At 73.1% G+C, this 12418-nt stretch carries 11 protein-coding genes and 1 pseudogene; 9 read left to right on the top strand and 3 right to left on the bottom strand.

Annotated elements, in window-relative coordinates; translation table 11 throughout:
* On the top strand, window positions 1-1826 hold a 1826-nt coding region (locus ACT3TZ_RS08145; protein ID WP_444582900.1), incomplete at its 5' end, for an oleate hydratase.
* Between the two features lie 51 nt (window positions 1827-1877).
* Here the strand turns inward: ACT3TZ_RS08145 and ACT3TZ_RS08140 are convergent.
* Window positions 1878-3089, bottom strand: coding sequence for a CynX/NimT family MFS transporter (locus ACT3TZ_RS08140; protein WP_444582899.1), 1212 nt, complete (start codon window positions 3087-3089; stop codon window positions 1878-1880).
* 294 nt (window positions 3090-3383) lie between these two features.
* On the opposite strand from ACT3TZ_RS08140, the pseudogene ACT3TZ_RS08135 reads away from it, so the two are divergent.
* Window positions 3384-4225 (top strand): annotated as a pseudogene (locus ACT3TZ_RS08135) (aldo/keto reductase).
* Here the strand turns inward: ACT3TZ_RS08135 and ACT3TZ_RS08130 are convergent.
* Window positions 4158-5129 carry a LysR family transcriptional regulator gene (locus ACT3TZ_RS08130; RefSeq protein ID WP_444582898.1) on the bottom strand — a complete coding sequence of 324 codons (972 nt, stop codon included), beginning with the start codon at window positions 5127-5129 and terminating at the stop codon, window positions 4158-4160. The pseudogene ACT3TZ_RS08135 and the gene ACT3TZ_RS08130 sit on opposite strands and share 68 nt — an antisense overlap.
* An 81-nt stretch (window positions 5130-5210) precedes the next feature.
* On the opposite strand from ACT3TZ_RS08130, the gene ACT3TZ_RS08125 reads away from it, so the two are divergent.
* Window positions 5211-6266: a YeiH family protein gene (locus ACT3TZ_RS08125; RefSeq protein ID WP_444582897.1), complete on the top strand. Its 1056-nt coding sequence runs from the start codon at window positions 5211-5213 to the stop codon at window positions 6264-6266.
* 37 nt (window positions 6267-6303) lie between these two features.
* Here the strand turns inward: ACT3TZ_RS08125 and ACT3TZ_RS08120 are convergent, their stop codons facing one another.
* Window positions 6304-7098, bottom strand: a complete 795-nt coding sequence (locus ACT3TZ_RS08120) for a transglutaminase-like domain-containing protein (RefSeq protein WP_444582904.1) — start codon at window positions 7096-7098, stop codon at window positions 6304-6306.
* Between the two features lie 239 nt (window positions 7099-7337).
* On the opposite strand from ACT3TZ_RS08120, the gene ACT3TZ_RS08115 reads away from it, so the two are divergent.
* From ACT3TZ_RS08115 to cysK, 6 genes are all read left to right on the top strand, one after another.
* Window positions 7338-8429, top strand: a complete 1092-nt coding sequence (locus tag ACT3TZ_RS08115) for an LLM class flavin-dependent oxidoreductase (RefSeq protein WP_444582896.1) — start codon at window positions 7338-7340, stop codon at window positions 8427-8429.
* A gap of 102 nt (window positions 8430-8531) precedes the next feature.
* Window positions 8532-9809, top strand: a complete 1278-nt coding sequence (locus tag ACT3TZ_RS08110) for an alpha/beta hydrolase (RefSeq protein WP_444582895.1) — start codon at window positions 8532-8534, stop codon at window positions 9807-9809.
* Window positions 9810-10029: 220 nt separating this feature from the next.
* Window positions 10030-10167, top strand: a complete 138-nt coding sequence (locus ACT3TZ_RS08105; protein ID WP_444582894.1) for a hypothetical protein — start codon at window positions 10030-10032, stop codon at window positions 10165-10167.
* A 95-nt stretch (window positions 10168-10262) separates the two neighbouring features.
* Complete coding sequence (locus ACT3TZ_RS08100) at window positions 10263-10910, top strand: NAD(P)-dependent oxidoreductase (RefSeq protein WP_444582893.1); 648 nt, start codon at window positions 10263-10265, stop codon at window positions 10908-10910.
* A 34-nt stretch (window positions 10911-10944) separates the two neighbouring features.
* On the top strand, window positions 10945-11301 hold the full coding sequence (locus ACT3TZ_RS08095) for a winged helix-turn-helix transcriptional regulator (protein WP_444582892.1): 357 nt from the start codon (window positions 10945-10947) through the stop codon (window positions 11299-11301).
* Between the two features lie 107 nt (window positions 11302-11408).
* On the top strand, window positions 11409-12365 hold the full coding sequence (cysK, locus tag ACT3TZ_RS08090) for a cysteine synthase A (RefSeq protein ID WP_444582891.1): 957 nt from the start codon (window positions 11409-11411) through the stop codon (window positions 12363-12365).
* Window positions 12366-12418: the final 53 nt, after the last annotated feature.

Below are 12418 nucleotides of genomic sequence, written 5' to 3'. Positions count from 1 at the left end.
CCAGCGACCACCCCACGCACCCACCGGAAGGAACCCCCATGTACTACTCCAACGGGAATTATGAAGCGTTCGCCCGCCCCCGCAAACCCGCCCATGCCGATGAGAAGTCGGCATGGATCGTCGGCGGAGGCCTCGCGGGTCTGGCCGCCGCCGTCTTCCTGATCCGCGACGCCCAGGTCCCGGGCGACAGGATCCACGTGCTCGAGGAGCTGCCCCTGGCCGGCGGATCCCTCGACGGCACCGACCGGCCCTCCATCGGCTTCATCACCCGGGGCGGCCGCGAGATGGAGAACCACTTCGAATGTCTGTGGGACATGTACCGCTCCATCCCGTCGCTCGAGATCGAGGGGGCGTCGTACCTGGATGAGTACTACTGGCTCGACAAGGACGATCCGAACTCCTCGAACTGCCGCCTGATCCACGACCGCGGTGACCGGGTCGCCAGCGACGGGGCGTTCACACTCACCGACGGAGCTCAGGAGGAGATCGCGAAGCTCTTCGTGACCGCCGAGAGCGAGCTGCACGGCAGGACCATCGAGGAGTACTTCTCCGAGGACTTCTTCGCGAGCAACTTCTGGACCTACTGGGCCACCATGTTCGCCTTCGAGAGATGGCACTCCCTCGCCGAGATGCGCCGCTACCTCCTGCGGTTCGTCCACCACATCGACGGCCTGCCCGACTTCAGCGCCCTGAAGTTCAACCGCTACAACCAGTACGAGTCGATGGTCAAGCCGATCCTGGCCTACCTGCGTGACCACGGGGTCGACTTCCGGTACGACACCACCGTGCGCGACGTGCGCGTGGACGTCACCGGCGACACGAAGGTCGCGACGGAGCTCCTGCTGACGGTGGGCGGCGAGGAGACCTCGGTCCCGCTCACCGAGGACGATCTGGTGTTCGTCACCAATGGGTCGATCACCGAGTCCAGCACCTATGGGGACCACCACACCGCCGCACCGATCACCGCCGAGCCCGGCGGCAGCTGGACCCTGTGGAAGAACCTCGCCGCGCAGTCGCCGGAGTTCGGACGTCCGGACGTGTTCATCGACGACCTCCCCGAGCGCAGCTGGTTCATCTCCGCCACCGCGACCATCGAGAACACGGCCGTCGATCCGTACATCGAACGCCTCACGAAGCGCGACCTCCACGATCACAAGGTCAACACCGGCGGAATCATCACGGTCACCGATTCGAGCTGGATGCTGAGCTTCGCCGTGCACCGCCAGCCGCACTTCAAGGAGCAGTCCGAGAACGAGACCACGGTCTGGATCTACGGCCTCTACTCCGACACCGAGGGCGACTTCGTGCACAAGCGCATCACGGAGTGCACCGGCGAGGAGATCACACAGGAGTGGCTGTACCACCTGGGCGTACCCGAGACGCTGATCCCCGAGCTCGCCGCCCGGGAGTCGATCAACACCAATCCGGTGTACATGCCGTTCATCACGACGTACTTCATGCCGCGGCACCCGGGCGACCGCCCCGACGTCGTCCCCGCCGGCTCGAAGAATCTCGCCTTCATCGGGAACTTCGCCGAGTCGCCGACGCGGGACACGGTCTTCACCACCGAGTACTCCGTGCGCACCGCGATGGAGGCCGTGTACACGTTCCTCGACGTCGAGCGTGGCGTACCCGAGGTGTTCGCCTCGGCGTACGACATCCGGGAGCTTCTCAAGGCCGCCTACTACCTGCGCGACCGCAAGAGCCTCACCGAGGAGCCGCTGCCCACGAAGATCCCCATCCCGGGATTCGTGCGGTCCAAGGCACTGGGGAAGCTCCACGGGACGTGGATCGAGGAGCTCCTGGAGGAGTCGGGGCTGCTCTGACCGGGCGGATCTCTCGACGGTGCCGCGCTCCGCACATGGGGCTGCGACCTATCAGGAGATGACCCGTGCTCGCCCAGCCAGCAGACCCATCGCCGCCATCACGACGAACACCCCGGCCAGAACCGTGAGAGCCGGCGTCCACGAACCTGTGGCGTCGTGCAGGGCGCCGGCGGCGATGGGTCCGCACGCCGCCAGCAGGTAGCCCACGCACTGGGCCATCCCCGACAGCGAGGCCGTCTGCCGGTGCGTGCGGGTGCGCAGCCCGAAGAACGACAGCGCCAGGACGATGCAGGCCCCGCCACCGAGTCCCGCGGCGATCGCCCACGCGGCTCCGAGGCCCGGTGCGGTCATGAGGCCCAGGGTCGCGACGAGGAACACGGTGCTCGCCCCTGCCACGAGGGGCCGCTGGTCGGGCAGACGGGGAATGAGCGCCGAGCACAGCACGCTCCCGCCGATCCCGGCGGCGTTCAGCAGCAGGAGGTGCACGCCTGCCGTGGCCGGGCTGGTGCCGGCGTCTGCCTCGATCGAGGGCAGCCAGGTGATGAACACGTAGTACCCCACCGACTGCAGGCCCATGAAGATCGTGACCTGCCAGCCCAGCGGCGACCGCCACGGGGAGTGCGCCGCCCCGGGGACGGCGGGGCGCAGCGGATCCCCGAGGCGGAGCGGGTCCGCAGCCTCGGGGAGCACGGTGCGCCGCCGCAGCTGCGGGGCCAGGACGCCCAGGCCAATGAGCGCGAGCGCGGCCCACAGGCCCAGCGGCAGCCGCCACCCGGCGACGGTGGCATCGGCCAGCGGCACGGCCACGCCCGCCGCGATCGCGGCGAACACCGACTGCACCGCGGAGTAGGTGCCGGTGACCGGGCCGATCGAGCGCGGGAAGTCCCGCTTGACCAGCGAGGGCAGCGCGACGTTGAGGACGGCGATCGCCACGCCCATCAGCGCGGTGCCGATCCACAGCAGCGGCGCAGGCGGCAGGGACCGCACGAGGAGCCCGACGGCGAGCGTCGCGAGTCCCAGCGCCAGCGTCCGTTCGAGCTCGAGGCGCCGCGCGAGCGCGGGGACGAGCGGGGAGACCACCGCGAAGGCCAGCAGCGGCAGGCTGATGAGCCCCGAGGCCAGCGCGCTGCCCATCTGGGAGTCCGCCCGCACCTGGTCCAGCACGGGCCCCACGGTGGTGATCCCGGCGCGGAGGTTCGCCGCGACCAGGAGCAGCCCGGCGATGACCAGGGCAGGTCGCAGCGGGACGGCGGGTGGGCGCATGGGGCAGGGTCCTTCCGAGGACGGCAGGTGGTGCGCGCGGAATCTGCGCGATGCGGAAACGGACGGCTCCCGGGTCGAAGCCCCGCGAGGTGGATTCCCGCAGGACAGCGTGGCATCTCCGGGGCGGGACCCGCTGGTCGGGCCACGGTGTGACCAGGGTGATCCGCCTCGCCCTGCCCTCGCCCGCCGCCTGCGCCCACCGAGCGCGGCCGTCGCCCCCGCCATCCGCGGCACCCGCGTTCACGCAGCCCCCGATCGGTGACGGCGCGGACCCACGGGCGTAGCGTGGAAGCCATGACGACTTCGATCCCCACCCTCACCGCGCACGACGGATTCACCCTCCCGGCCATCGGCTTCGGGACCTACAAGCTCAACGGCACCGAGGGCGCGCGCACCATCGCCGGCGCCGTCGACACCGGCTACCGCCTGCTGGACTCCGCCGTCAACTACGAGAACGAGGGCGCCGTGGGCCACGCCGCCCGCAACGCGTCCGTCCCGCGCTCGGAGGTGATCGTCACCAGCAAGCTGCCCGGCCGCCACCACGAGTACGAGGCCGCGCTGCGCACGATCGAGGAGAGCGTGTTCCGCACCGGGCTCGATGCGATCGACCTGTACCTCATCCACTGGCCCAACCCCCAGCAGGGGACGTTCGTCGAGGCGTGGCGCGCCCTGGTCGAGGCCCGTGAGCGCGGCCTGGTGCGGGCCATCGGCGTCTCGAACTTCCTGCCCGAGCATCTCGAGGAGATCGAGAAGGCCACCGGCGTGCGCCGTTGGTCAACCAGATCGAGCTGCACCCGCGCTTCCCCCAGGAGGAGGCGCTCGCGTACAACGCCGAGCACGGGATCCTCACCGAGGCGTGGAGCCCCATCGGCCGCGGCTCCGAACTGCTGCAGGATCCGGCGATCGCCGCCGTCGCGACGGCGCACGACATCAGCCCCGTTCAGGCGGTCCTGGCCTGGCACGTGTCCCGCGGCGTGATCCCCCTGCCCAAGGCTTCGCACACCGAGCGTCAGCAGCAGAACCTCGACGCCGCGAACATCCACCTCTCCGACGAGGAGATCGCCGCGATCACGGCGCTGGGGCGTCCCGACGGACGCCTCGCCGATCAGGACCCGGCGGTCTACGAGGAGTTCTGAGCGACTCGGCCCGCTCCACGACCGCCAGGACGTCCCGCACGTCCGGGGACGCCGGCCCTGCCGGCCACACCGCCGTCAGCGGCCTGCGCACCTCGAGACCGCGCACCCGGACCCGCACCAGGCGCCCGGCCTCGACGTCAGCGGCGACCGCGCGTCCGCTGAGCGCGCCGGGCGCCACCCCGGACATCACGGCGCTGCGGATCCCGAGGGTCGTGGGGATGACCGCGGCGGGCTCGGCCGTGCGCGGATGCCCCGCCGCGGCAAGGGCCTCCTCAAGCGTCTGCCGGGTGCCGCTGCCCTGCTCGCGCAGCACCAGCGGGGTGCGGGCGAGCTCGGCGGGGGACACCGTCCCCCGCACCGCCCAGGGGTGACCCTGGGGTGCGACCACGTCGATGCGGTCGTGGGACACGGTCCGCGACGAGAGGTCGGCCGGGACCGTCGTGGTCTCGATGAAGCCGAGGTCCGCCTGCCCCTCGTGCAGCGCCCGGAGCACGGCGGTCGAGTTCGCGACGGTGACCTGCACGGGTGAGGCGCCCGCCCCGAGCTCTGCGTGACGCCGTGCGAGCCAGTCGGGCAGGAGGTGCTCGGCGATGGTCAGGCTCGCGGCGATCCGGACCGTGGGCCGGGCATCCGTGCGCAGCGTGGCGACCGCCGCCACGTACTCATCCGCCGCCGCGAGCAGCACCGAGGCCCAGCCCAGCACCACCTCGCCCGCGGGCGACAGCCGTGACCCCTGCGCGGTGCGCACCAGCAGACGCACGCCGAGCTCGCGCTCGAGGGCGCGCAGGCGCACCGACACCGCCTGCTGGCTGATCCCCAGATGGCGCCCGGCCGCGGAGATGCCGCCCTCCTCCGCCACCGTGACGAGGGCGCGCAGGGCGTCCAGATCGGGTTCGCGAGACATGGGCACCTCCTTCGGCCACAACCATAGATTGTGCCGCGCCCGGGAACTGCGCCTTCCGCGCCGCCGAGGCGCGGGCCGACCATGGACGTCGTGCCCTCCGACCTCCTGCCGACCTCCGTCCCCGCCGTCCGCCCCTCCCGCCTGCGGACGCTCGGGCCCGGCATCGCTCTCGCGCTCGTCGTCGCGGTCGCGGCCACCGCGCTGTCCCGCCTCGTGCCCGGCCTCAGCCCCCTGCTCATCGCGATCGTCGTCGGCGTGGTGCTCGCCAACACCGCGGGCGTCCCCGCCGCCACCCGCCCGGGCATCGACCTCTCCGCCAAGATGCTGCTGCGCGCCGGGATCGTGCTCCTGGGCCTCCAGCTCGTGCTGGCCGACATCCTCGGACTCGGCGCCCCGATGCTCGGCGCGGTCGTGCTGATCGTCACCGGAGGCCTCGTGGGCACCGTCCTCCTGGGGAGGGCACTCGGGGTGCCGCCCCACCTGACGCTGCTCATCGCGTGCGGCTTCTCGATCTGCGGCGCCGCCGCCGTGGCCGGCGCCGCCGGAGCCCTCGACCCCCGCGACGAGCGGCGGGACGACACCATCACCGCGGTGGCCCTCGTCGTGCTCGTCGGATCGGCGATGATCCTGCTGGTCCCGTTCGGCGCCTCCCTCATGGGGCTGGACGACGTGCATGCGGGCATGTGGGCGGGCGCCTCGATCCATGAGGTCGCGCAGGTGGTCGCCGCCGGCGGCATCATCGGCGGGGGCGCGCTCGCCGTCGCGGTCGTCGTCAAGCTCTCCCGGGTGGTGCTGCTGGCCCCGGTGATCGCCGTCCTGAGCCTGCGCGAGAGACGTCGCACCCCGGTCCGGGGAGGCGTGGCCGACGGGGCGCGCCGCCCGCCCGTGGTCCCCCTGTTCGTGCTCGGATTCCTCGTGATGGTGCTCGTGCGCTCGTTCGTGGAGCTCCCACCGGTGGTCCTGTCGGTGGCGGCCTTCGCGCAGACGATGCTGCTGGCCGCGGCGATGTTCGCCCTGGGATGCGGGGTGCGGGTCCGGGAGCTCCGCGCCGTCGGGGCCCGGCCCTTCGTCCTCGCGGCGGCGTCGACGGGCCTGATGTCGGCGCTGGCGCTGGGCGGCGTCGCGCTCGCCGCGTGAGGGCAGGGCGCCCGGCGCCCGAGCAGGGGCCGCCCGCTCAGCCCAGCGAGACCTGCTCGCGGACGTCGTCGTCGGGCAGTTCGTCCGCGGTCGCCTGCACCGAGACCTCGTCCAGCTCGAAACCGCCGTCGGTCACGGTGAGGAACGCGGTGTCCGCGGCGTCACGGCCGGTGGCGATGCGGACCAGGGTCGACCGGGGAGCGAGCGTGGTGGCGTCGACCACGACCCATCGTCCGTCCACGAGCGCCTCGGTGACGGCGTGGAAGTCCATCGGGTGCAGCCCCGGGGCGTACACCGACACCAGGCGTGCGGGGATGTCCCGCGCACGCAGGAGCGCGAGGGTCAGGTGGGCGTAGTCGCGGCACACGCCCTCGCGCGCGAGCAGCGTGGCCACGGCCCCGTCGGTGGGCTGGCTGGAGCCCGGGACGTAGCTGAGCCGGGTGCCCACCCACGAGGAGATCGCCGGGAGCAGGTCCTCGTCCGCGAGGTGGCCGAACTCCGCCGTCGCCGTCGGTGCGAGGGTGTCGCTCTCCCCGTAGCGGCTGGGGCGGGCGTAGACGATCGCATCGATCGGCGCGGGCTCGGCCGGCCGGGACCGGCCCTCGACCTGCGCCGAGTACGTGCAGCGGAAGGAGCCGACGGGCGCCTCGAGCTGGTGCAGCCGCGTGCCCTCGACGTCGGTGAGCTCACGCAGGGGGATCTCGACGCCGTCGACGGTGACCTCGAGCGACTCGTGGGTCACGTCCGCGTGGGAGGAGACGGCGACGGACAGGACCATGGTGGCCTGCTGGGTGACGGTTCCGGTGATGACGGAGGAGACATGGCGGCGCATGGTCCATGGTGACACGTCGCCCGCCTCGGATCACGGCAGGATCCGACCGTGCGAGCGCCGACCGCTGTCCCACGCCGCCTAGGGACCGGGCCGAGGCCCCCGGGGACGGGCGGCGTCATCCACCGTCACCGGGGCGGACAGCGACCCCGCGGACCTGCTTGTCTGCGGCGAGACCGCCCGCACGCCGCCGGGTGGGACCGCCCGCGCAGCGGACGGTGATGCACTGCCAGGAGCCGCCCGTGGTCAAGGTCGTCGGACTCGACATCATCGCCAACACGCCGTCCCTCGCCGATGGGAGACAGCCCACCACCACCGAGCGCCTCGCGACGGTGGTCGAGAACGCCGAGCTCTTCGAGCAGCTGGGCTTCGACGGCTTCGCGGTGGGGGAGCGCCACCACGCCCCGTTCATCTCGAGCTCGCCGCCGGTGCTGCTGTCGCACATCGCCGCGCGCACCGCGCGGCTCCGCCTGTTCACCGGGGTGACGCTGCTGTCCCTCCTGGACCCGGTGCGGGTGGCCGAGGACTACGCGACGCTCGACCACCTCGCAGGCGGACGCCTCGAGCTGATCGTCGGCAAGGGCAATGGCCCCGACCAGACCGAGCTGTTCGGGATCGAGCGGGAGCAGGCGTGGACCACCCAGCGCGAGAACTACCGCCTGCTGCGGGACATCTGGTCGGGCGAGCCCGTGCACTGGGAGCCGCGTGAGGACGTCGCCTCGATCCGCCACTCGCCGCTGCGCGGGGTGCAGGTCCAGCCCCAGCCGCTCCAACGGCGGATCCGCACCTGGCACGGCTCCTCGACCTCCGCCGAGACCGTCGAGCTCGCGGCGGAGTTCGGGGACCCGATCTGGGTGGCCAACTTCCAGAAGTCCGTCGAGGGGTACCGCCCGCTCGTCGAGCGCTACCGCGAGGCCTGGGCCGAGCGCGGCCGGGATCCGCGCGACGCCCTCGTCGGCTCGGGGTTCAGCCTCTACCTCGCCCCCACCTCCCAGGCGGCGCGCGAGACGTTCCGGCCCATCTACGAGCACCGCTTCGCGGGGAAGGTCGACACGTTCAACGACTTCGCCGACGACACCCTGTTCCACGGCTTCGACGACTACGTCGCCCGCAGCGCCGCGCTGATCGGCAGCCCCGCCGAGGCCCTCGACAAGCTGGGCCGCTACGTCGAGGCCTACGGCTTCAGCGCCGTGACGATCCCCGCCCACCGCGGCGACCTCACGGACGGAGCCTGGCGCAACGGCCTCGAGCTGTTCCGCACCGAGGTGCTGCCCGAGCTGGACCGGATCGCCCCGGGACCCGCCGCGTGGCCGGAGCCTGCGACGGTGGTGTGAGGCCGATGCCGTGCCGCCCGGCGCACCGGCCCTGATGCCGGGCCGTGCCGCCGTGGGAGCATACGGACTGCTCGACGCCGTCCCGACGAAGGAGTCCCCGCGATGACCACGCCCCCGTCGACAGGGCAGGCACTGCCGCAGCACTCCGACCATCCGCTGCTCCGCGAGGTCTCCGAGGGTCGGCTCGACGTCGGGGAGGCGCGCGAGCGGATCATCGCCCTCGGCACCCCGCTCCTGGGCCCGGTGGAGGACGGCCGGTGCGACGTGACCTTCGTGCTCGAGGATCCGCGCCCCGAGGAGGGCGCGACCTTCGATCTCCGCAGCCTCGTCCAGCGCGCCGTCCCGGGGGAGCACCGCCTGCACCCGGTGTCCGGGACGTCGTGGCAGGCGCTGACGGTGTCGCTGCCCTCGGCGCTCCGCTTCAGCTATGCCTTCGAGCGTCGGGGCCTGGACGGCACGCGTCAGGACCTTCCCGATCCCTGGAACCGCGCACGACCCCAGCGGGACGAACGGCTCGCCGGGGCCCTCGCCGTGCTCCCGGACGCCGCCCCCCTGCCGATCCTGGACCGGGTCGCCTCCCATGCGGGCGCGCCCGCCGAGGAGATCGTCCTGGACAGCGCCGCCCTCGGCGAGCGTCGCCGGGTCTGGATCTCCCCGCCGCCGGCCGCACCTGCCCACGACCTGCCCGTCGTCCTCGTCTTCGACGGGACACCCCGGCACACGGCTCCGGCGGTCCGCGACCTGCTGCTGGCCGACGGGGCCATCGAGCCCGCCCTCGTCGTGCTCGTGGACCAGGCGGGTCTGCGCGACCGCGACCTCACCGGGAACCCCGACTTCACCCGGTTCCTCACCGAGGAGCTCCTGCCCCTGTTGCGCGAGCGATACGGCGCGACCGGCTCCGCGCACCGCACGATCCTGTCCGGGTCGAGCTTCGGGGGGCTGTGCGCCGGGTGGACCGCGCTCCAGCGGCCGGAGGTGTTCGGCGGGGCGATCCTGCAGTCGCCCTCGTGCTGGTTCCATCCTGACCTCGCGCGTCCCGGCAGGCCTGCCCCCGACGTCGTCACCGCTCCCACGCCTCTGCTCCTGCAGGCCTTCGCCACGGCCGCCCCCGCGCCCATCCGGATCTTCCACGAGGTGGGGGAGCTGGAGCTGGGCCCACCGCCCGCGCAGGTCTGGCAGGTGCTCGGGAACCGCTGGCTGCACGACGTGCTGGATGCCCGCGGCTACGAGACCACCTATCGGGAGTTCGCCGGCGGCCACGATGCCGCCTGGTGGCGCGGCACCTGGGCCGATGCGCTCACGTGGATGCTCCCCGCGCACCGGCCGGGCCCCGAGCACGATGTGCCCGGCGCGGCGACCCGGCCGGGAGCGACCTCATGACCGTGACCCGCTGGGCGATCCTCGGCCCCGGGGCCATCAGCCGGGACTTCGTCGCCGCACGGCCGTCACCGCGGCGCGCACGCGACGCATCCGCATCCTCGGCACGACCGGCTCGATCACCCTTCCCGAGGGCTGGGGGAGCCGCACCCGCAGCGCCGACCTGGTCCGCCTGCGTCGCGGACGACGTACCGAGGACCTGCACGTGGACGTGGTGGGCCCGATGACCTCGGAGGCCGTGGCGCTCGTCGCCGCCATCGGGGAGGGGCGCCCCGAGGACCCCGCCATCCCGCATCGGGAGTCCATCGTGATCGCGGGTCTGCTGGAGAGCTGGCGGGCTCGCGCACTGGACGTGGTGTGACGCCGTGCTGCCGGTCGATCGCACGCACTTGACGCAGGTCCGCGACGAAGCTACGTTCCGAGTAGTCACTACTCGAAACGTAGAGAGGTCTCGTCATGAGCACAGCAGTCGTCTTCGGAGCCACCGGGTACGCGGGCAGCCGCATCGCCGCAGAGCTCGTCCGCCGCGGTCACCACGTCATCGCCGTCGCCCGCGACGTCTCCGCCGTCCCCGCCGATCGGGAGGCCCGCGCCGGCAGCGTCCACGACGCCGCCTTCGTGCGCGAGGTCACCGACGGCGTCCACGACGTCGTCGTCGCCCTGCATGCCGCTCCCGGTGAGGAGGGCGGGCCCACGCTGCTCGACGCCCTTCCCGCCCTGCGCGACGCCGCGGAGTCCGCCAGGGCGCGCCTCGCCCTCGTCGGCGGCGCCGGATCGCTCCACGTCTCCGAGGGCGGTCCCCTGCTGTTCGACACCCCGGACTTCCCGGCCGCCTTCGCGGGCGAGGCCAAGGCCCACGGCGCCGTGCTCGAGGCCCTGCGCGAGGACACCACCGGCCTCGACTGGCTGTACCTGAGCCCCGCCGCGTCGTTCGGCTCCTACAACCCCGGCGAGCGCACCGGCACGTACCGTCTGGGTGGGGACGTGCTGCTGAGCGATGCCGAGGGGCGCTCGGACATCTCCGGGGACGACTTCGCGCTCGCCTTCGTCGACGTGCTCGAGGACCGCACCCAGCTGCGTCGGCGCGTCTCCGTCGCCTACTGAACGGCCGCCGTCGCGGCAGGAGGGACCTGAGCCGATGGACTTCGACGTCCGGGACCCCGGGTGCCCGAGCCGCCAGGTGCTCGGGCTCGTCGGGGACAAGTGGACCGTGCTGATCCTCGAGACCCTCGCCGAGGGCCCCGCGCGCAACGGGGAGCTCGCACGGCGCGCTCGGGGGATCTCCCCGAGCGTGCTCTCGCGCACCCTGCGCACCCTCGAGCGCGACGGCCTGGTGTCCCGCACGGCCCTTCCGGAGGTGCCGCCCCGCGTCGACTACGCGCTGACCGACGCGGGGCGCACCCTCGTGCCCCTGCTGCACGCCACGCGCGACTGGGTCGAGCACGCCATGCCGGCGATCCTCGCGGCGCGCGGCGCGTACGACGAGCGCCCCTGACCCCTCGGGCGCCGTCACCGACCCGTCACATGACGTCACGTGCGTCGCCGGACCCGCCCCGGGCGCGAGGATGGTGCCCGACCCCGTCGCACCACCAGAGGATCCCCATGTCACGCGTCGCCTCCAGCCTCACCGACCTCGTCGGCGGCACCCCGCTCCTGGACGTCACGCCCGCTCTGCCGGGCGCCCGCGCCCGTGTGCTGGGCAAGCTCGAGTCCTTCAACCCGGCCTCGAGCGTGAAGGACCGCACCGCGCTCGCGATCGTCCGCGCCGCCGTGGCCGACGGACGCCTGACCCCCGGCGGCACGATCGTGGAGGCCTCGAGCGGCAACACCGGGATCGCCCTGGCATGGATCGCCGCGGCGCTCGGCTACCGCCTCATCATCACGCTGCCCGACGACGTGTCCCTCGAACGGCGGCACCTGCTCGAGGCGCTCGGCGCCGAGGTGGTGCTGACCCCGGGCGTCGACGCGATGGCCGGCGCCAACCAGCGGGCGGGGGAGATCGTCGAGCGGCTCCCCGGGGCGTTCCTGTCGGGCCAGGGCGGCAATCCCGCCAACCCCGCGACGCACCACGAGACCACGGGCCCCGAGATCTGGGCCGACACCGACGGCGAGGTCGACGTGCTCGTCGCGACGACCGGGACCGGCGGCACGATCACGGGCGCAGGCTCCTACCTCAAGGAGCGCAACCCCGCGCTGCAGGTCGTGGCGGTCGAGCCCGCCGAGGCCCCCGTCCTGCGAGGCGGGGAGTTCGCGCCCCACCTGATCCAGGGGATCATCGGCGGCAACGGCATCCCGCCCGTGCTGGACCTCGACGTGGTCGACGAGATCCTCGACGTGCCCGGAGCCGACGCCTACCGCGCCGCGCGGGAGGTGGCGCGCACGCTCGGACTGCTCGTGGGCGTCTCCTCCGGGGCCGCGCTCGTCGCCGCCGGACAGCTCGCCGCCGGCGAGGAGAATGCCGGCCGCACGATCGTCGCGGTGCTCCCCGACAGCGGCGAGCGGTACCTGTCCACCGGGCTCTACGCGGGGGAGCTCCCGGTCGCCGGCCGCGCCGTGTGAATCCTCCCCGGCCGCCGCACGTCCCCGACGAGATCGCGCCGCGGCCCCTCGGC

The sequence above is a fragment of the Brachybacterium sp. AOP25-B2-12 genome (assembly GCF_052378625.1).
GTDB lineage: Bacteria > Actinomycetota > Actinomycetes > Actinomycetales > Dermabacteraceae > Brachybacterium.
The sequence above is the reverse complement of the archived record's forward strand: the minus strand, read 5'-3'. Positions and strand labels throughout refer to the sequence as shown.